Below are 17,956 nucleotides of genomic sequence, written 5' to 3' on the forward strand. Positions count from 1 at the left end.
AAATCGCTGCCGAACGTGCCCGGCTTGATGCCGACCGCGCCCGTGTCGCGGCTGATGGCGCGCTGCGCGACGTGACGCCGTCCGATACGACCAAGTCCTGATCGGTCTGCACCACCGTCATGCTGGATATCGGCTGGAGCGAGCTTCTGCTGATCGGCGTTGTGGCGCTGATCGTCATTGGTCCCGAGGATCTGCCCAAGCTGTTCCATACGCTGGGACGGTTGACCGCGCGCGCGCGGTCGATGGCGCGCGAATTCAGCAGCGCCATGGAGGATGCCGCAAAATCCTCGGGGCTGGATGATGCCGCCAAGACGCTGAAGGATGTCAATTCGCTGACCTCGAAGCGTGGGTTGGGCCTGGATGCGCTGGAGCGCGCGACCGAGCGTTTCGAGAAATGGGATCCGCTGACGCCGCGTGAAGAGACTGCCCAGAAGACACCGCTGCGCGACCCCTCGGCGCCGCGTCCGCTTGCGGCCGTACCTGCACCCGCTGCCGCTGCCGAGGCGGCCGAAGGAGCGGCCGTCGCGACCAGCGTGGAAATTGCCGCGCCGGGCAAGACCGCACCCGGCCGCCGCCGCCTGCACGCCGTAAGGCGTTCGGATGTTGCGGCGGATCAAGACAGGAAGGGCCCCTGAGTGGCGAGCAACTCTCCCAATTCTGCCCGGCCCGACGATATTGATGACAGCTCGGCACCGCTGATCGAACATCTGGCCGAGCTGCGCACGCGGCTCATCTGGTCGGCGCTGGCTTTCGTGATCGCGATGGTGCTGTGCTATTTCGTCTATAAGCCGGTCTTCGATTTTCTGACCGTGCCGATCTGCGATGCGCTTGAAAAGCGCGACCAGGCCTGCGGCCTGATCCTGCTGAAATTGCAGGAAGGTTTCTTCGTCGCCATGCGCATCGCCTTTTTCGGCGGGTTCGTGCTGGCATTCCCGGTCGTCGGCTACCAGCTCTGGCGGTTTGTCGCCCCGGGGCTTTACCGTAGCGAGAAGAACGCGCTGCTGCCTTTCCTGCTGGCCTCGCCGATCATGTTCCTGCTGGGCGCGGCCTTTGCCTATTATGTCATCCTGCCTTGGGCCTTCGATTTCTTCCTGGGGTTCCAGCAGGGGCCGATCTCGGCGCCCGCCGATGGCGCGGCGGCAGGTGGCGCCGCTCCGGCCGGCACCGGGCCGGATGACCGCTGGGCCGGGATCGTGTTCCAGGGTTCGGTCGAGGAATATCTGCGTCTGACCACGAAATTCATTCTGGCCTTCGGGCTGTCCTTCCAGCTGCCGGTGGCATTGACGCTGATGGGCAAGGCCGGGCTGGTCTCGTCCGAGGGTTTGGCCAGCGTACGCCGCTATGCGGTGGTGGTGATTCTTCTGCTGGCCGCCATGGTCACGCCGCCCGATGTCATCAGTCAGGTGGTGCTGTTCTCGGTCATCTATGGGCTTTACGAGATATCGATCTATCTGGTCCGCCGGATCGAGCGCAAGCGCGCGCTGGAGGAAGAACAGGCCGATGTCTAAAAACCTGCTGGCCCGTATCGCCGGCGCGCTGGAACGGATGGCGCCGCCGCCCGCCCCCGCGCCGACCTTTACCGAGGCCAGCGCCTATGTCTGGCATCCCGATCCCGACCGGCTGGAGCCGGTCGAGACCGTGAACCGGGTCGATCTGGTACAACTGATCGGCATCGACCGCGCCAAGGACACGCTGCTGGCCAATACGCTGCAATTCGCGCGCGGCCATGCGGCGAACAACGCCCTGCTTTGGGGCTCGCGCGGGATGGGGAAATCCTCGCTGGTCAAGTCCGTCCATGCCGAGGCTGTGGCCCAGGGCCTGCCGCTGGTCCTGGTCGAGATCGCGCGCGAGGATCTGGGCTCGGTCGGGCGGCTGCTGGCCATTCTGGGCCGCGCGCAGGACCGGCGTTTCCTGCTGTTTTCGGACGATCTGTCCTTCAGCCATGACGATACGCAATACAAATCGCTGAAAGCGGTGCTGGATGGCGGCATCTCGGGGCGGCCGGCGAATGTGATCCTGTATGCGACCTCGAACCGGCGCCACCTGATGCCGCGCGACATGATCGACAATGAGCGCTCGACCGCGATCCATCCCGGCGAGGCGGTCGAGGAAAAGGTCTCGCTGTCGGATCGTTTCGGGCTGTGGCTGGGCTTTCATCCCTGCTCGCAGGACGAATATCTGGCCATGGTGCGCGGCTATTGCGAGGCCTACGGCGTCAAAATCGCCGAAGACCAGCTGCGGGCCGAGGCCATCGAATGGCAGGCCACGCGCGGCGCGCGTTCGGGCCGCGTGGCCTGGCAGTTCTTTACCGATCTGGCCGGGCGGCAGGGGATCTCGGTCTAGGATCTATCTGGGGGTCGTGACCGCGCCCACCGTGGCCCCGGCGACGGCCCCGACCGGACCCGCGACAATCGCGCCGCCGAGCCCGCCCGTCGCCGCGCGTTCGGTGACATTGCTGCCACAAGCTGTCAGTGCGGCGATAGTGGCACCGATCAGGCAAATCCTCCGCAAGCGCATTTCAGAAAACTCCGCATTGCCCCAAAAGGATACCCGCGCCCCGGTTTCAGGGCGCGGGATTGGTATGCGTCTCAGCCCCGGCGCAATTGCTGCAAGAGCTCGGCCGAAGGCTCGCCCGTCACCGGCAGCCCGCGCGATTGCTGATAGGCGCGGATCGCCGAAATGGTGTTCGAGCCGACATTGCCATCGACGCCTTGCGTGTCGAAACCGCGCGCGGTCAGCAGTTCCTGCATTTCCTTGCGCTGCTCGATCCGCAGGCCGGGGTGATCGGCGGGCCAGGGATTGGCCAGCCCGGGATAGCCCTTCAGCCGGTCGGCCAGATGCGCCACCGCCAGCGCATAGCTGTCGGCATTGTTATAGCGCAGGATGGCGTGGAAATTGCGGGTGATCAGGAAGGCCGCGCTATTGCGGCCACCGGGCACGATCAGCTCGGCCGAGGCCGAGCCGGGCGGCAGCGGGCGCGAGGTTGCCTGACGGACGCCCAGCGATTGCCAGTCGGCGACCGAACGGCGCTTGCCCTTGCCCGACAGCCCCATGTTGAAGCCGGCGGGCAGGGTCACCTCGACCGCCGCCGGCAGGCCCGGCTGCCAGCCCGATTTCGCCAGATAATTCGCGGTCGATGCCAGGGAGTCGCTGGGATCGTTCGACCAGATGTCGCGCCGCCCGTCGCCGGTGAAATCGGCGGCATAGGCCAGATAGGTGGTGGGGATGAACTGGGTATGGCCCATGGCCCCGGCCCAGCTGCCGCTCATGCGCGAGGGGTCCACATCGCCCGCCTGCAGGATGCGCAAGGCGCCGACAAGCTGGCTACGGAAGAAGTCGCCGCGATAGCCCTCATAGCTTAGCGTCGACAGCGCCTCGATCACCGGCATGTCGCCGCGCCGCTCGCCATAGGTGGATTCCATGCCCCAGACGGCGGTGACCACTTCCTTGTCGACGCCGTAAGTCGCCTCGACCCGGCTCAGCACGCCGCCATATTGCGAAAGCGCCGCGCGGCCATTGGTCTGACGCTTTTCGGAGACGGCGTTTTCCAGATATTCCCACAGCGATTTCTTGAATTCGGCCTGGTTCTGGCTGCGGCGGACCACCTCGGGGTTATAGGTCACGTCGCGGAAGGCCGCGTCCAGCGTCGCGTCGCTGATGCCCTGCGCGCGGGCCGAGGCGCGGAAATTCTGCACCCAGCCCTGCATGCCGGCGACCTTGGCGGCGGGCGGGTTCTGATAGCGGCCCCATTTGATTTCCTGGCTGACCTGCGAAATGCCGCCGGGGCTGTAATTGCCGACCGAGCACGAGGCAAGGATCATGGTCATGGCGGTCAATCCCGCCGTCAGCTTCAATCGAAAACGCATTGCTGTCCCCTGCTTTCTGATTTGCCGCCAGCCTAGCGTGGCAAGGGGCGCACCGAAAGACGAAAGGCGCAGGACGAAAGGCGCGCCTAAAGCGGCCAGACCACCAGCAACAGCGGCACCGCGACCACCACCACGATGATTTCCAAGGGCAAGCCCATGCGCCAGTAATCGCCAAAGCGATAGCCGCCCGGCCCCATGACGATGGTGTTGTTCTGATGCCCGATCGGGGTCAGGAACGCGCAGGAGGCCCCGACCGCAATCGCCATCAGATAGGTGTCGGGATTGGTGCCGGTGCGTTCGGCCAGACTTAGCCCCACCGGCGCGGCCAGAATGGCGGTGGCGTTGTTGTTCAAGACATCCGAGATGCACATGGTGGCGACCAGCAGCAAGGTCAGCGCCACCCATGGCGCCTGCCCCTCGGTCGCGCGGGCCAGAAGATCCGCGATCAGGTCCGAGGCGCCGGTTGTCTCCATCGCCAGACCCAGCGGGATCAGCGCCGCCAGCAGCACGATCACCGGCCAGTCGATATGGTCGTAAAGTTCCTCGGCGCTCAGCACATGGCCAAGGACATAGCCGATCAGCACCAGCCCCAGCGCCACCGGCATCGACATCAGGCCCAGACTGACGGCGGCAATGGCAAGAACGAACAGCGCGATGGCAAAGCGGGCGCGGCTTTCCTTGACCACCGGCTCGGCCCCGTCCAGAGGCAGGACATGCAGCCATTCGACGACCTGCTCGCTGCGCGCCTCGGGGACCAGCATCAAAAGGATATCGCCCGGCTCGATCGGGGTGTCGCGCAGCCGGGCGCGGATGGTGCGGCCCTGACGGATGATGCCCAGCAGCACGGAATCGTAATCCTTGCCCAGCCGCAACTGCCGCGCGGTGCGGCCCATCAGGCGCGACTGGCGGGTGGCGACGACCTCGATCATGGCCTGACCGGCGCTGGCGATCAGCGGCGCATCCGCATCGCGCCCGTCGGGATAGGCAAGGCCAAGATCGACGCGCAATTCCTCAAGCGCGGCGGGGGCGGCGTGAAACAGCAAGATGTCGCCCAACTCGGCGGTGACCTGATCGGGCGGGCCATAGACGCGGCGGCCGCGTCTGGTGATGGCGACCACGGTGGCGTCGGCCTTTTCGGCGGCGGCCTCAAGCGCGCTGCGGGTCATGCCCACGCTGCGGCTGTCCTCGGGGACGACGAGTTCGGCGACATAGGCGCGCATCTGCTTTTCGACGCCCTTTTCCAGCGCCTCGCGCCGGGGCAGCAGCCGCCAGCCGAAGAGCGCCAGAAAACTGAGCCCCGCCAGCGCCACGGCGCCGCCGACCAGCGTGAAGTCGAACATGCGGAAGGGCTGGCCGGTGGCCTCGGCCCGAAAGCCCGAGACGATCAGGTTCGGGGGCGTGCCGATCAGCGTGACCATGCCGCCCAGAATGGTGGCGAAGGCCAGAGGCATCAGCGTCGGCCCCCCCGCGCGCCCGGCCTTGCGTGCGGTCTGGATGTCCAGAGGCATCAGGAGCGCCAGCGCCGTGACATTGTTCATCACCGCAGAGAGTGCCGCGCCCGCGCCGCCCATGCGCAGCAGATGCAGCCAGACCGGCGCCTCGGGGCGGGCGAGATGGCGGCCCAGAAGATGGATGGCGCCGGTCCGCATCAGGCCGGCCGAAACCACGAGGACCAGCGCCACCGTGACCACCGCCGGATGGGCAAAGCCCGAAAACGCCTCGCGCGCGGGGACGAGGCCCAGAAGGACGCCCGCGAGCAGCCCGGCAAAGGCCACGATGTCGTGGCGCAGGCGTCCCCAGATCAGGGCCGCGATCAGCACCGCGAAAAGGCCGAAAAGCGCGATCTGGTCCTGGGTCATGGCAATTGTCCGAAATGAAAGGGACGCAGATGGCCGCGCCCTCGCGGCCGGACATGCACAGCGCCAGCATGCGCCGCGCATAAGCCAATGTGCCAGATGGAATTTCGTTCCCGGTTCGCGGGCCCTGCGGATGGCGATTTCGAGGGGAAAGTGCAGGCTTCTGTTGCCAGGTGCCTGCGAACCCCGCCTTACGCGGCTAAGCGCAAGGGCTTTAGTTTCGATCTTGCGAACTGCTTACGCAGCCAGCGCGACCGGAGCACGGTTGTCGTTGGCAACTGTACATTTTGCACCGATAACGGTGGTAGCTCACCGGGACAAAGATCAGCTCGTTCACAGTCTGTCGATCCTGTTTCACCCCCATAGGCCCCCAACGAAGGGAATTTGGTGGAGGTGTCGGCTTCGCAGCCGAGTCCAGTCCAGCTAGTAAAACTGCCGTTTATGTCCATAGCCCCCGAGGGAGCAGAAGAAAGATAAGGGGGCGGGGGGGCAGCGTCAAGGTAGCCTGCCGGATGCGGGCGGGGGAAAGCAGGGGAACCTCTGGTTCCCCTCCCGGCCCCGGGGGGCCGGTTCACCCCTCCGGGGATATTTGGGCATGAAAGAAGGCGCGGGCCGGGTCGGGCCGCGCGCCTGTTTTTGGGGGCCGGCGCATTGGGGCGCCGGGCGTGGGGGCAGGTCAGAAGCCGGCCTTGATCTTTTCGAACTCGGCCAGCTGCTTTTCACGCTGGGCGGGGTCGTTCGGGGTCTGGGCGAGGATCGGGGCGTCGATGGACGAGAGGTTGTCCTTGACCGCCTGTTCGTCCTTGATCGTCTCCATCGCGACGGTTGAGGCATGGCCGTAGCCGATCGTGTCCAGAAGCCCCTTTGCGGCCGGCGGCGCAAGCCAGGCGTTGATGAAGTCATAGGCCTTGTCTTCGCTGCCCGGCCCGTCCTTGAGGTTGATGTAGCCGCAGAAGAAGGTCGAGGAGCCTTCCTTGGCGCTGCGCTGGAAGCCGACCGGGTAGCCCTCTTTTTGCAAAAGCACCACGGCGTCCTGCCAGGACCAGGCGACATCGACCGCGCCGGAGGCCATCAGCTGCGATTGCTGCGCCGGGTCCGCCCAATAGGCGTTCACGTTCAGATGCGCCTTGCGCAGCCAGTCGGCGGCGGCCTGGAATTGTTCGTCCGTCACCTTGGTCCAGTCGGTCACGCCGGTCGCCAGATAGGCCAGCGCCCAGGCGTCATCGGCCGAATCGGGCAGCGAGGTGCGGCCCTGATATTTCGGGTCGATGAAGATGTTCAGGCTGGCCACGTCCTCGGCCGGGACGTTTTCGGTGTTATAGGCGATGGCGGTGGCGCCCCAGTCGGTGGGGATATACCAGACGCCCTGATCGTCCTTGAAGATCGGCGAATCCAGGAATTTCGGGTCGATTGTGTCGAAGGCCGGGATCTTCGATACGTCCCAGGGTTCGATCAGCCCGGCATCGCGGTATTTCGACACCATCTGCGCGCAGGGATGCGCGACATCGGCTTTGAAGCCCGAGGCGAGCTTTTGGTAGGCTTCGTCATCGTCGCCATAAAGCGCGAAGGTCGGGGCGTCGCCATTCTTGTCGGCATAGCCCTGCCAGATCGCGGGTTCCTCGAAACCGGCCCAGTCAAAGACGGTCATCTCGGAATCGGCGGCGCGGGCAGGCAGGCTGATTGCGGTGCCGGCAAGCACCAGCGCAATGGCGGAAGAGCGCAGGAGTTTCATCTGGGGCCTTTCGGTATGTGGCAGATTGAGGAAACGCTAGCCGCGCAGGCCTGTTCCCGCAAGTCTCGGCTGCGTGAGGAAAAGCCTGTCCTTTCGACGGGTCGGCAAGCGGCCCTACCAGCGCCCCGAAGCACCGCCGCCCCGCGACGAGCCGCCGCTGAACCCCGAGGATCCACCGCCGCCGGGGCCGGATCGTGAGTTGCGTTCGCTGCGGATGCGGGTGCCGTCTGCGCCATACCAGATGCTGTTGCGGTTGGTGCGCTGCCGGGTGTCGCTCCAGCCGCAATGGCGGCAGGTCCGGGTCACGTCATCGGAACTGACGCGATAGCCGCCCTCGGGCAATTCCTCGCGATGGGGGCTGCGCGAGGTGGTGAAGTCGCGCTTGCCGCATTGGGGGCAGCGGTTGCGGCGCCAGACATGGCGCCCGATCAGCGCCATGATCGCCGCCCAGATGCCAAAGCCGATGATCTTGGGGGCCAGCGGCTCGTCGGGGCGCCGCACGGCCTCGCCGCGCGTGGTCGGCAGGACGATATGCGTGATGATGTCCTGCGTGCCGTTGCGGATGCCCTGCGACATGCGCCCGTCGCGAAAGGCCGGCAGCAAGGTCCCGCGCGTGATGTCCTGCGCGATGATATCGGCGTCATTTTGATAGCCGCGGCCCAGTTCGATCCGCGCCTCGCGGTCGTTTGTCAGCACCAGCAGCATGAAGCCATTGTTGCGCTGCGCGTCGCCGACGCCCCAATGGTTAAAGAGTCGGGTGGCAAAGGCTTCCAGCCCGTCCGCGCCGCCATGGCGCGCGCGGTCGGTCAGGGTGACCACAGTGCCCTCGACGCCGGTTTCGTCGCGCAGATCGCTTAATGCGGCATCCAGTGCATCGGCGTCCTCGGGGGTCAGCAGCCCCGCGAAATCGTTGACGGTGGTCGATTCCCATTGCGGCAGGTCCTGCGCCGCGGCGGGCAGCAGGCCGGCCAGCAGGATCAGGACGGCCAGCAGGCGGCGCATGGCTCAGACCCCCAGAATATCCGGGCCGCCGGCGATTTTCGGATCGGGCGTGCCGATCAGCCTGTCGTCGCGGCCGGCGAAATCGACGCTGCGCAGGATGGTCTGGATCGCGGCGATACGGGCGCGTTTCTTGTCGTCCGAGCGGATCACCGTCCATGGCGCGATGCCGCTATGGCTGCGGCTGAGCGTGTCGCGGATGGCAGTGGTGTAATCGTCCCATTTCCCCAGCCCGTCCACATCGATCGAGCTGAGCTTCCATTGCTTCAGCGGGTCCTTTTCGCGGTCGAGAAAGCGCTTGAGCTGCTCGGCCCGGCCCACATTCAGCCAGAGCTTGACCAGAATGATGTCGTCATCGACCAGCATGTCCTCATAGGGGGGCAGTTGGCGGAAAAAGGTCTCGCGCGCGGCGGCGTTGGAAAAGCCGAAGACCCGCTCGACCACGCCGCGATTGTACCAGCTGCGGTCGAAGAGCGCGATCTCGCCCTTGGCGGGCAGCCAGTCGGTATAGCGCTGGAAATACCATTGGTCGGCTTCGCGTTCGCCGGGCTTGGGAAGGGCCACGATATAGGCCGAGCGCGGGTTCAGGTTCTCGCGCACGCGCTCGATCGTGCCGCCCTTGCCGGCGGCGTCGCGGCCCTCGAACAGCACGACGAGGCGCTTGCCGGTCCGGATGACATCATGCATCAGCCGCACCAGCTGCAATTGCAGCCCGGCCATATGGGGGTCGTATTCCTTGCCCTTCATCTCCTCTCGGTAAGGATATGAGGGATCGAGGATATCGTCCTTGCCGGCTTTCTCGATGGCCTTGCGGATCGCCTTGGGGGCCGATTTTTCGAAGTATTTGGTGATCTCGCCCACATAGGGCAGGTCGTGCTGCTGGCTCATTGACGTTCCGCCATTGTGTGATGGGGTGACGCTGGCGATTATGGTCAGGAACGGGAACGAGACAAGGCGCGACGATGCTCTCACGACGAATGGCTGGCATGCTGGCGCTGGCGCTGATGCCGGGGCTTGGGGTTCCGGGTGGCGGCGCGGCCTTGGCGCAGGGGCTGTGCATCTGTCCGCTTTGCGCGCTGGGACAGGAAAAGATGTATCGCCAAGGCAGCGAGGCCATGGCGCCGGGGCTGCGGGCCGGAACCTGCCTGAGGGTGAGGCTGGGGGCCAAGGGCGCGGTGCCGGGGGCGGTCATCTCATACCAGACCGATGCCGGGACCGATCACCTGATGCGTGTCGTCGCGACAGCGGGTCAGCGCATCGCCGTGATGGCCGGGGTGCCGGTGATCGACGGCGTGGCCGCCCGGCAGGAGCCGCTTGCCGATGTCGAGATGCCGGCGAAGGACGCGGGTTCGGTGGCGGGGTGCGACGGTGCTGGCCCCTGTGCCATCGCGCGGTTTCGCGAGACGCTGCCCGGTGGCGCGAGCTACGAGGTTCTGGATGCCGGACCGGGCAGCATGACCGACGACATGGCCGAAGTGACCGTGCCTGCGGGGCATGTCTTCGTCATGGGTGACCATCGCGACAACGCCATGGACAGCCGTATCGGCCCGGAGCTTGGCGGGCCGGGGATGGTGCCGCTGGCGCGGGTGGTCGGCGCCATGATCGTCGCGCCGGCGCCCGCGCCCTAGCCGCCGATCTTTGTCAGGTCGAACTCGGTCGTCTGATAGATCTCGTTGATCCAGTTGCCGTAAAGCAGATGCGCATGGCTGCGCCAGCGGTTGCTGGGCGGCTGGGTCGGGTCGTCATCGGGATAGTAGTTTTCCGGCACGTTGATCGCCTTGCCCGCCGCCACGTCGCGGTCATATTCGTCCTTCAGCGTCGTGCTGTCATATTCAAAGTGGTTGAACACATACAGCGCACGGTGGCTGGCGTCTTCCAGCAGGCACGGTCCCGCCTGATCCGAGGCGATCAGTGTTTTCAGTGCCGGCGTGGCATCGACCTGATCCTGACGCACCTCGGTCCAGCGGCTCACCGGCACCAGCACGTCATCCGAGAAGCCGCGCAGATAGGGGCTGGCCGGGAACAGGTTGCGGTGGCGGAAACAGCCAAAGGCCTTGTGGTCCAGCGGGTGCTTGATCAGCCCGTGGAAATACCAGGCCATGGCCATGCCGCCCCAGCAAACGCCAAAGGTCGAATGCACATGGCTTTGCGTCCAGTCGAAAACCCGCGTCAGCTCGTCCCAATAGGTCACTTCCTCAAAGGGCAGGTGCTCGATCGGGGCGCCGGTGATGATCAGGCCGTCGAATTTCTCGCCGCTCGCCTCGACATCGGCAAAGCGGCGGTAAAAGGACTGCATGTGATCGGCGGCGGTGTTGCGGCTTTCATGGTCCGACATGCGGATCAACTGGAAATCGATCTGCAGCGGCGTGGCGCCGATCAGCCGGGCGAACTGGTTCTCGGTCTGGATCTTTTTCGGCATCAGGTTCAGCAGCGCGATGCGCAGCGGCCGGATGTCCTGCATGGCGGCACGACCCGGCGACATGACCATGACGCCTTCGTTTGACAGGATGTCAAAGGCGGGCAGATCATTGGGCAGGGTAATGGGCATCATGCGTCCTTTCTGTCGATGGCTTTGCCGATCAGCTGGATCAGCTGTTCGGGCGTCCTGATCCCGGCGACTTCCTCGGCCAGAACCGTCACGCCGCGCCGGGCCATGGCCTCGTATCGGGGCTGGCGATGCGCGAGCGCCCGGGCATAGGTCCAGCGGATGAAGTCGTCAGGGTTGACCTGATCCTCGCGCAGACCCTTTTCGACGCGGTAATCCGTCCAGGCCCGGTCCAGGAAATCGGGCTGGTAATACATGGGCTTGGGCGCGCGGTCGAAACGGCGCACCAGTTCCTCGGTATGCGCGTCCGAGCCCTTGATCCAGATCAGCAGCAATTCGCGCTGCAAGGCGTCCAGAACCGGATCCTGCGCGGCATAGGGGTCCACCACCTCGCAGACCGAGCCGCCGGAATCGCAGACGAAATTCCCCAGATTATAGATTTCCTGCGCCCGGCGGATGAAATGGCCGCTGTCCAGCAGCGCCGCGATCTCGGCGCTGCGGTGCTGGTCTTGACGGCGCATGTATTCCTCGAATTCCAGCCCGCCCCGGGTCACGCTGCCGGGCTTGCCCAGATAGGTGGACAGGGGCGCGAGGTTCTCGAAGGTGATGTTGCTGGCGATATAGACCGAATCCGACAGCAGCAATTCGCGCAGGAACGGCACCTTCATCGCCTCGCGCTTGAAGTTGTCGGCGATCAGCTCGCCCATGTAGCGGGTGCCGATGCGGTAATCGACCGAGTAATGGAACCATTCCCCGGTCATGCGCAGCATCGAGGCCAGATGCGTCTTGCCCAGACCCGACATGCCGAAAAACAGCACCCGCTTGCGCGGTGCCGCCAGCCATTCGGCTTTGGTCTTGTAAAGCATGGGCGCTCCTTGCTGTCGTCCGGGGTTAGTTAAGCGCATGTGGGCGCTTAGGGAAGTCCCCGGCGCCGGGGAGCGTCGGGCTGTTCCGGGGGGTGCGCCCCCTTTTGGGTGGGCGGCGTTTCTCGCCCCGGCGACGAATCCGCTGTAGCGCGGCCCATATATTCAGGCTATGATTCGCCTCAGACCCGGAAAACGGGCAATGTATTGAGGCAGTGACGGCGGTAATCCCATGACCGAGATGGTCTTTGGCACCACGCCCGTGCGGGCGGGTGATCCGATTCTTCCACGCTGGTGGCGCACGGTGGACCGCTGGTCCCTGGCCTGCGTGCTGGGGCTTTTCGCCATCGGGCTGCTTCTGGGGCTGGCGGCCTCGGTGCCCTTGGCCGAAAAGAACGGCTTGCCGCAATTCTATTACGTCATCCGGCAGGCGGTGTTCGGCGGTATGGCGCTGGTGGCCTTGGTCGTGGTCTCGACCTTTTCGCCGCGCACGGTGCGGCGCATCGGCGTTGCGGGCTTTGCGGCCGCGATTCTGGTGGTTCTGGTCCTGCCCTTTATCGGCACCGATTTCGGCAAGGGCGCGGTGCGCTGGCTGCGGCTGCCCGGCGGCATGTCCGTCCAGCCCTCGGAGTTCCTGAAGCCCTGTTTCGTCGTCATCTGCGCCTGGTTCATGGCCGCGAGCCAAGAGGTCGGCGGCCCGCCCGGCCGGGCCTATTCGGCGGTGCTGGCGGCGCTGACCGTGGTGCTTCTGGCCCTGCAGCCCGATTTCGGTCAGGCCTCGCTGGTGCTGTTTTCGTGGTGCGTGATGTATTTCATCGCCGGCGCGCCGCTGATGCTGCTCTTTGGGGTGATGGGCGCGGCGGTGCTGGGCGGGTTCTTCGCCTATGGCGCCTCGGACCACTTTGCCCGCCGCATCGATGGCTTTCTGATCGCCGATGTCGATCCGCGCACCCAGCTTGGCTACGCCTGGAACGCCATTCAGGAGGGCGGCTTCTTTGGCGTCGGCGTCGGTGAGGGCACGGTGAAATGGTCGCTGCCGGACGCCCATACCGATTTCATCATCGCCGTCGCGGCCGAGGAATACGGCCTGATCATGGTCATCGCCGTGATCCTGCTTTACGGCACCATCGTCGTGCGCTCGCTGCTCAGGCTGCAAGATGAACGCAACCCCTTTGCCCGCATCGCCGGCACCGGGCTTGCCTGCGCCTTTGGCGTGCAGGCGCTGATCAACATGGGCGTGGCCGTGCGGCTTTTGCCCGCCAAGGGCATGACGCTGCCCTTTGTCAGCTATGGCGGCTCGTCGGTGATCGCCTCGGGGATCGCGGTGGGGATGCTTCTGGCGCTGACCCGCGCGCGTCCGCAGGGACGGATGGGCGACGTTCTGGGACGGGGCCGGGGATGAACGCCGCCGCGCCTCTCTGCCTGATCGCCGCCGGGGGCACCGGCGGCCATATGTTTCCGGCGCAATCGCTGGCCGAGACGCTGCTGGCGCAGGGCTGGCGGGTCAAGCTCTCCACCGATGAGCGCGGCGCCCGTTATGCCGGCGCCTTTCCCCTCGAGGTGGTGCGCGAGGTGGTCAGTTCGGCCACCACCGCGCGTGGCGGGGCGGCGGCGAAACTTGCCGTGCCCTTCCGCATCGGTGCGGGCGTTCTGGCGGCGATCCGCGCGTTTCGCGCCGACCGCCCGGCCGTGGTGGTGGGTTTTGGCGGCTATCCGACCATTCCCGCCATGTCGGCGGCCTATCTGCTGAAGATCCCGCGCATGATCCATGAACAGAACGGTGTCATGGGCCGGGTGAATGCGGGCTTTGCCCGCCGCGTGGACCGCGTGGCCTGCGGCACATGGCCGACCGTGCTGCCAGCGGGCGTGCAGGGCATCCATACCGGCAACCCGGTGCGCCGCGCTGTGCTGGATATGGCCGCCACCCCCTATCACCCCCCGGGCGAAGGGGTGCTGAACCTGCTCGTGATCGGCGGCAGCCAGGGCGCGCGGGTGCTCTCGGATCAGGTCCCCGAGGCCATCGCGGGCCTGCCGGACGAGATGCGCGCGCGCCTGAATGTCAGCCATCAGGCCCGGGCCGAGGACGCCGCCCGTGTAACCGAAGCCTATGCCCGCGCCGGCATCACCGCCGAGGTGCAGCCCTTTTTCGACGACGTGCCGCGCCGTCTGGCCGAATGCCAGCTGGTGGTCAGCCGGGCAGGGGCCTCCTCGATCGCGGATATCACCGTGATCGGGCGGCCCGCGATCCTTATTCCCTTTGCCGCCGCGACCGGCGACCACCAGACCGCCAATGCGCGGGCCGTGGCGGAATCCGGTGCGGCGGTCGTTTTGCCCGAATCCGTGCTTGACGCCGAAAGCCTCAGGCGCGACATGCGGGATATCCTTTCCGACAGCGCCCGCGCCGCCTCGATGGCCGCTGCCGCGCTGAAGCTGGGCCGCCCCGACGCGGCCCCGCGCCTTGCAGATCTAGTGACGGAACTGACCCGATGAACGCAGCGACCAAACTCCCGGGCGAATTGGGCCCCATTCATTTCATCGGCATTGGCGGCATCGGCATGTCCGGCATCGCCGAGGTGCTGATGACGCTGGGCTACCAGGTGCAGGGCTCGGACGCGAAAAAGTCCAAGATCACCGACCGGCTGGAAAAGCTGGGCGCCACCGTCTTCGAGGGCCAGCGCGCCGAAAACATCGGCGAGGCGGGCGTGGTCGTCATCTCGACCGCGATCAAGAAGGGCAATCCCGAGCTTGAGGAAGCCCGCCGCCGTGGCCTGCCCGTGGTGCGCCGCGCCGAGATGCTGGCCGAACTGATGCGCCTGAAGTCCAACGTCGCCATCGCCGGCACGCATGGCAAGACCACGACCACGACCATGGTCGCGACGCTTCTGGATGCGGGCGGCATCGACCCCACCGTGATCAACGGCGGCGTCATCCACGCTTACGGCAGCAACGCCCGCGCCGGCGCCGGCGAATGGATGGTGGTCGAGGCCGACGAATCCGACGGCAGCTTCAACCGCCTGCCCGCGACCATCGCCATCGTCACCAATATCGACCCCGAGCACATGGAGCACTGGGGCAGCTTCGATGCGCTGCGCAAGGGCTTCCACGATTTCGTCTCGAACATCCCGTTTTACGGCCTTGCCGTCTGCTGCACCGACCACCCCGAGGTGCAGTCGCTGGTCGGCCGCATCAGCGACCGCCGCATCGTGACCTTCGGCTTCAACGCCCAGGCCGATGTGCGCGCCCTGAACCTGCATTACGAAAACGGCATCGCGCATTTCGACATCGCCCTGCAGGGCGAGGCCGAGCTGAATGACGGCGAAGCCCCGGTGATCGAGGGCTGCACCCTGCCCATGCCCGGCGATCACAATGTCTCGAACGCTTTGGCCGCCGTGGCCGTCGCCCGCCATCTGGGCATGAAACGCGCCCAGATCCGCGAGGCGCTGGCCAAGTTCGGCGGGGTCGGCCGCCGCTTCACCCGCGTGGGCGAGGTGAATGGCGTCACCATCATCGACGATTACGGCCACCACCCGGTCGAGATCGCCGCCGTCCTGAAAGCCGCCCGTCAGGCGACCAGGGGCCGCGTCATCGCCGTCCACCAGCCGCATCGCTATTCGCGCCTCTCGAACCTGTTCGAGGATTTCTGCACCTGCTTCAACGAGGCCGACGTCGTCGCCATCGCCGAGGTCTATTCGGCGGGCGAGGACCCCATCCCCGGCGCCTCGCGCGACGATCTGGTCGCCGGGCTGATCGCCCATGGCCACCGCCATGCCCGCGCCGTGATGGACGAAGAGGACCTTGCCCGGCTGGTGCGCGAACAGGCCCGTCCCGGCGACATGGTCGTCTGCCTTGGCGCCGGCACCATTTCGGCCTGGGCCAATGGCCTGCCGGAAAGGTTGCAGGGGAAAGCGGCGTGAGCCTGCTTGCCACGCATCCGCTGCTCGCCGTGATTGCCGCCGTGCTTTGGGTGGCGGCGGCCTGCCTGATGCCCTTTATCCGCCTGCGCTGGCGTTATGTGGCGCTGTGGGTGCTGGTGATCTGCGGCGTGCCGGTGCTGGGCTGGCTGACCTATCTGGGCGGTCCGGCCTGCGGGGTCCTGTTCCTGCTGCTGGGCCTGTCGCTTCTGGTCTGGCCCCCGGTCGAGGCCCTGCGCCGCCGCCGCCACCATCCCCAGCGCGGCGCGCATTAGGGGCTGACAGTTGATCATCTATGCGCTCTTGGCGGTCGTCGTGTTTCTTGCCGGACTGGCCTGCTGGAGCGCGACCCTTCGCATCGCAGCCCGCTCCTATGCGCCGCTTGTGGCAATCCTTGTGGTGCTGCTGGCTGGGGCGGGGCTATGCGCGGCGATCTCGGAGGTGAAGACGGGGGGATTTCTGTCAGGGATCGTCGGCTATCTGTTCGGCCTTGGGCTGCTTTGCATCGCCTCGGGACTGGTTCTGGGCGCGGTGCTGCGGCTGGCCTGGCGCTGGCTTGGCCGCGAGGATTCGTCCACCCTGCTGCGCCCCGCGCCCACACCCGCGCCATGGGACCTGATCGGGTTTTCAGCCCTTGCGCTGATCGCGGTGGTGCTGAGCGCGCTGGAGTAGGGGCCGCGCCCTGTGTCCCCGCTCCGGGGAGCGATCGTTTTGGTACGCGGCCCTCATTCTGCCCGACCCGCCCGCCCGGGCGCCGCCCTTCCCCTGTTTCACCTTGTCGCAGTCCCGGCTCTGCGCTTGCTGCATGGCCCTTGCGGGGCTACCCTGACGCCACCAACTCAACCACAAGGCCAAGGACCCGATGCAAGACCTCATCCTGCCGACCCTTGCCGCGTTCACCCTGCCGGGGATCGCTGCCTGGTATCTGGGCCGCCGCTACGGGCTGGGGGTGTTCTGGGCCAGCCTGATCGTCGGTGCCATCGTCATGATCTATGGCTGGATCACCGCGCGCCCTGATATCGCACCCGAACTTGCCGGCCAGCATACGCTGACGATCTATTTCGTGCTGCTGCCGGCCTTCATGTCGCTGGTTCTGGGCGCGATTCTGGGCGCATGGCAGCATCGCATGCGGATCGTTGCCTGAGGGATGCACCCGCGCAATGCGCGCCGCATTGACGCCCCGCGCAACGCCGATTACCAGCGCGCCATGACCCAGACACTTCCGACCCCCCGCGGCACCCTGACCCCGAACCGCCCTCTGGCCGATCTGACCTGGCTGCGTGTGGGCGGACCCGCCGACTGGCTGTTCCAGCCCGCCGATCCCGAGGATCTGGCGGATTTTCTGCGCGATCTGGACGCCTCCGTACCGGTCTTTCCGATCGGGGTCGGCTCGAACCTGATCGTGCGCGATGGCGGCATTCGCGGGCTGGTGATCCGGCTGGGGCGCGGTTTCAACGGCATTGAAATCGCAGGGGAAACGGTGATCGCCGGTGCCGCCGCGCTGGACGCGCATGTGGCCCGCAAGGCGGCCGAGGCGGGGTTGGACCTGACCTTCCTGCGCACCATTCCGGGCAGCATCGGCGGGGCGGTGCGGATGAATGCCGGCTGCTATGGCGCCTATGTCGCCGATCACCTGATCTCGGTCCGCGCCGTGGCGCGCGACGGCGGCATTCACGACATTGCCGCCGCCGACCTGCGCCTGGCCTATCGCCATTCCGAGATCCCCGAAGGCTGGATCCTGACCGAGGCGCGCTTTCGCGCCGATCCGGGCGATCCCGCTGAACTGGCTGCGAAAATGGCCGATCAGCTGGCGCGGCGCGATGCCAGCCAGCCGACGAAAGATCGCAGCGCCGGCTCGACCTTCCGCAACCCGGCGGGGTTTTCCTCGACCGGGCGCGCCGATGACAGCCCTGAGCTGAAGGCATGGTCCCTGATCGACGCCGCCGGCCTGCGAGGCCATCGGCTGGGCGGCGCGCAGATGTCGGAAAAGCATCCGAACTTCCTGCTCAATGCCGATGGCGCCACCGCCGCCGAGCTTGAGGCGCTGGGGGAACTGGTGCGCCAGCGCGTGCGCGAGACCAGCGGCCACGACCTGCAATGGGAAGTCATCCGCGTGGGTGCGCCGTAATCCGCCGCAATCCCCGGTTTTGTCCCGAAAATATCGCCCAAAGGGCGAAAAGGGAC

The 17,956-nt window shown here is 66.3% G+C and carries 18 protein-coding genes and 1 other RNA gene; 11 read left to right on the plus strand and 8 right to left on the minus strand.

Annotated elements, in window-relative coordinates; genetic code table 11:
* The first annotated feature begins 119 nt into the window (after nucleotides 1-119).
* The 3 genes from tatB to DFP89_RS16195 are packed head-to-tail and all read left to right on the plus strand — an operon-like array spanning nucleotide 120 to nucleotide 2,343.
* A complete protein-coding gene (tatB, locus tag DFP89_RS20850) occupies nucleotides 120-635 on the plus strand; it encodes a Sec-independent protein translocase protein TatB (protein ID WP_245948818.1) in 516 nt (171 codons plus the stop codon).
* Nucleotides 636-1,508: a twin-arginine translocase subunit TatC gene (gene tatC, locus DFP89_RS16190; protein ID WP_114350429.1), complete on the plus strand. Its 873-nt coding sequence runs from the start codon at nucleotides 636-638 to the stop codon at nucleotides 1,506-1,508.
* The gene (locus DFP89_RS16195; RefSeq protein WP_114350430.1) at nucleotides 1,501-2,343 is read left to right on the plus strand and encodes an ATP-binding protein; all 843 of its coding nucleotides are present in this window, start codon (nucleotides 1,501-1,503) and stop codon (nucleotides 2,341-2,343) included. The genes tatC and DFP89_RS16195 overlap by 8 nt, the downstream gene beginning before the upstream one ends.
* A gap of 245 nt (nucleotides 2,344-2,588) precedes the next feature.
* On the opposite strand, the gene DFP89_RS16200 is transcribed toward DFP89_RS16195, so the two are convergent.
* The 6 genes from DFP89_RS16200 to ppk2 all read right to left on the minus strand — a co-directional run bounded on the left by DFP89_RS16200 (nucleotide 2,589) and on the right by ppk2 (nucleotide 9,341).
* On the minus strand, nucleotides 2,589-3,866 hold the full coding sequence (locus tag DFP89_RS16200) for a lytic murein transglycosylase (protein ID WP_114350431.1): 1,278 nt from the start codon (nucleotides 3,864-3,866) through the stop codon (nucleotides 2,589-2,591).
* Nucleotides 3,867-3,952: 86 nt separating this feature from the next.
* Entirely contained in the window at nucleotides 3,953-5,725 is a 1,773-nt protein-coding gene (locus DFP89_RS16205) for an SLC13 family permease (protein WP_114350432.1), read from the minus strand.
* Nucleotides 5,726-5,874: 149 nt separating this feature from the next.
* Nucleotides 5,875-6,225, minus strand: a transfer-messenger RNA (tmRNA) gene (gene ssrA / locus DFP89_RS16210).
* Between the two features lie 173 nt (nucleotides 6,226-6,398).
* The gene (locus tag DFP89_RS16215) at nucleotides 6,399-7,454 is read right to left on the minus strand and encodes an ABC transporter substrate-binding protein (protein WP_114350433.1); all 1,056 of its coding nucleotides are present in this window, start codon (nucleotides 7,452-7,454) and stop codon (nucleotides 6,399-6,401) included.
* Between the two features lie 114 nt (nucleotides 7,455-7,568).
* Nucleotides 7,569-8,456 (minus strand): TPM domain-containing protein, encoded by an 888-nt coding sequence (locus DFP89_RS16220; RefSeq protein WP_114350434.1) that lies wholly within the window; start codon nucleotides 8,454-8,456, stop codon nucleotides 7,569-7,571.
* A 3-nt stretch (nucleotides 8,457-8,459) separates the two neighbouring features.
* Nucleotides 8,460-9,341 (minus strand): polyphosphate kinase 2, encoded by an 882-nt coding sequence (ppk2, locus tag DFP89_RS16225; RefSeq protein WP_114350435.1) that lies wholly within the window; start codon nucleotides 9,339-9,341, stop codon nucleotides 8,460-8,462.
* A 74-nt stretch (nucleotides 9,342-9,415) separates the two neighbouring features.
* On the opposite strand from ppk2, the gene lepB reads away from it, so the two are divergent.
* Nucleotides 9,416-10,081 (plus strand): signal peptidase I, encoded by a 666-nt coding sequence (gene lepB, locus DFP89_RS16230; RefSeq protein WP_114350436.1) that lies wholly within the window; start codon nucleotides 9,416-9,418, stop codon nucleotides 10,079-10,081.
* Here the strand turns inward: lepB and DFP89_RS16235 are convergent.
* Together DFP89_RS16235 and DFP89_RS16240 are read right to left on the minus strand one after the other, a co-directional pair.
* Entirely contained in the window at nucleotides 10,078-11,001 is a 924-nt protein-coding gene (locus DFP89_RS16235; RefSeq protein ID WP_114350437.1) for a homoserine O-succinyltransferase, read from the minus strand. The two genes, lepB and DFP89_RS16235, sit on opposite strands and share 4 nt — an antisense overlap.
* A complete protein-coding gene (locus tag DFP89_RS16240; RefSeq protein ID WP_114350438.1) occupies nucleotides 11,001-11,864 on the minus strand; it encodes an ATPase in 864 nt (287 codons plus the stop codon). Before DFP89_RS16240 ends, DFP89_RS16235 begins: the two co-directional genes overlap by 1 nt.
* A 229-nt stretch (nucleotides 11,865-12,093) precedes the next feature.
* On the opposite strand from DFP89_RS16240, the gene DFP89_RS16245 reads away from it, so the two are divergent.
* The 7 genes from DFP89_RS16245 (at nucleotide 12,094) to murB (ending at nucleotide 17,900) form a co-directional block, all read left to right on the plus strand.
* On the plus strand, nucleotides 12,094-13,263 hold the full coding sequence (locus DFP89_RS16245) for an FtsW/RodA/SpoVE family cell cycle protein (RefSeq protein WP_114350439.1): 1,170 nt from the start codon (nucleotides 12,094-12,096) through the stop codon (nucleotides 13,261-13,263).
* Nucleotides 13,260-14,351, plus strand: a complete 1,092-nt coding sequence (locus DFP89_RS16250) for a UDP-N-acetylglucosamine--N-acetylmuramyl-(pentapeptide) pyrophosphoryl-undecaprenol N-acetylglucosamine transferase (RefSeq protein ID WP_114350440.1) — start codon at nucleotides 13,260-13,262, stop codon at nucleotides 14,349-14,351. The genes DFP89_RS16245 and DFP89_RS16250 overlap by 4 nt, the downstream gene beginning before the upstream one ends.
* Nucleotides 14,348-15,775 carry a UDP-N-acetylmuramate--L-alanine ligase gene (gene murC, locus DFP89_RS16255; protein ID WP_114350441.1) on the plus strand — a complete coding sequence of 476 codons (1,428 nt, stop codon included), beginning with the start codon at nucleotides 14,348-14,350 and terminating at the stop codon, nucleotides 15,773-15,775. The genes DFP89_RS16250 and murC overlap by 4 nt, the downstream gene beginning before the upstream one ends.
* On the plus strand, nucleotides 15,772-16,047 hold the full coding sequence (locus DFP89_RS16260; protein WP_114350442.1) for a DUF2484 family protein: 276 nt from the start codon (nucleotides 15,772-15,774) through the stop codon (nucleotides 16,045-16,047). The genes murC and DFP89_RS16260 overlap by 4 nt, the downstream gene beginning before the upstream one ends.
* A gap of 10 nt (nucleotides 16,048-16,057) precedes the next feature.
* Nucleotides 16,058-16,444, plus strand: coding sequence for a hypothetical protein (locus DFP89_RS16265; protein WP_114350443.1), 387 nt, complete (start codon nucleotides 16,058-16,060; stop codon nucleotides 16,442-16,444).
* Between the two features lie 190 nt (nucleotides 16,445-16,634).
* Nucleotides 16,635-16,916, plus strand: a complete 282-nt coding sequence (locus tag DFP89_RS16270; RefSeq protein ID WP_114350444.1) for a hypothetical protein — start codon at nucleotides 16,635-16,637, stop codon at nucleotides 16,914-16,916.
* A 63-nt stretch (nucleotides 16,917-16,979) separates the two neighbouring features.
* Nucleotides 16,980-17,900, plus strand: a complete 921-nt coding sequence (gene murB, locus DFP89_RS16275; protein ID WP_114350454.1) for a UDP-N-acetylmuramate dehydrogenase — start codon at nucleotides 16,980-16,982, stop codon at nucleotides 17,898-17,900.
* The last annotated feature ends 56 nt before the right edge of the window (nucleotides 17,901-17,956 follow it).

Source organism: Paracoccus lutimaris (assembly GCF_003337565.1).
Taxonomy (GTDB): domain Bacteria; phylum Pseudomonadota; class Alphaproteobacteria; order Rhodobacterales; family Rhodobacteraceae; genus Paracoccus; species Paracoccus lutimaris.

What these genes read in the sequence shown, in the direction of transcription:
- tatB (WP_245948818.1), top strand. Translation starts at nt 120, where the DNA reads ATGCTGGATATCGGCTGGAGCGAGCTTCTGCTGATCGGCGTTGTGGCG.
- DFP89_RS16195 (WP_114350430.1), top strand. Translation starts at nt 1,501, where the DNA reads ATGTCTAAAAACCTGCTGGCCCGTATCGCCGGCGCGCTGGAACGGATG.
- DFP89_RS16200 (WP_114350431.1), bottom strand. Translation starts at nt 3,866, where the DNA reads ATGCGTTTTCGATTGAAGCTGACGGCGGGATTGACCGCCATGACCATG.
- DFP89_RS16205 (WP_114350432.1), bottom strand. Translation starts at nt 5,725, where the DNA reads ATGACCCAGGACCAGATCGCGCTTTTCGGCCTTTTCGCGGTGCTGATC.
- DFP89_RS16215 (WP_114350433.1), bottom strand. Translation starts at nt 7,454, where the DNA reads ATGAAACTCCTGCGCTCTTCCGCCATTGCGCTGGTGCTTGCCGGCACC.
- DFP89_RS16220 (WP_114350434.1), bottom strand. Translation starts at nt 8,456, where the DNA reads ATGCGCCGCCTGCTGGCCGTCCTGATCCTGCTGGCCGGCCTGCTGCCC.
- ppk2 (WP_114350435.1), bottom strand. Translation starts at nt 9,341, where the DNA reads ATGAGCCAGCAGCACGACCTGCCCTATGTGGGCGAGATCACCAAATAC.
- lepB (WP_114350436.1), top strand. Translation starts at nt 9,416, where the DNA reads ATGCTCTCACGACGAATGGCTGGCATGCTGGCGCTGGCGCTGATGCCG.
- DFP89_RS16235 (WP_114350437.1), bottom strand. Translation starts at nt 11,001, where the DNA reads ATGCCCATTACCCTGCCCAATGATCTGCCCGCCTTTGACATCCTGTCA.
- DFP89_RS16240 (WP_114350438.1), bottom strand. Translation starts at nt 11,864, where the DNA reads ATGCTTTACAAGACCAAAGCCGAATGGCTGGCGGCACCGCGCAAGCGG.
- DFP89_RS16245 (WP_114350439.1), top strand. Translation starts at nt 12,094, where the DNA reads ATGACCGAGATGGTCTTTGGCACCACGCCCGTGCGGGCGGGTGATCCG.
- DFP89_RS16250 (WP_114350440.1), top strand. Translation starts at nt 13,260, where the DNA reads ATGAACGCCGCCGCGCCTCTCTGCCTGATCGCCGCCGGGGGCACCGGC.
- murC (WP_114350441.1), top strand. Translation starts at nt 14,348, where the DNA reads ATGAACGCAGCGACCAAACTCCCGGGCGAATTGGGCCCCATTCATTTC.
- DFP89_RS16270 (WP_114350444.1), top strand. Translation starts at nt 16,635, where the DNA reads ATGCAAGACCTCATCCTGCCGACCCTTGCCGCGTTCACCCTGCCGGGG.
- murB (WP_114350454.1), top strand. Translation starts at nt 16,980, where the DNA reads ATGACCCAGACACTTCCGACCCCCCGCGGCACCCTGACCCCGAACCGC.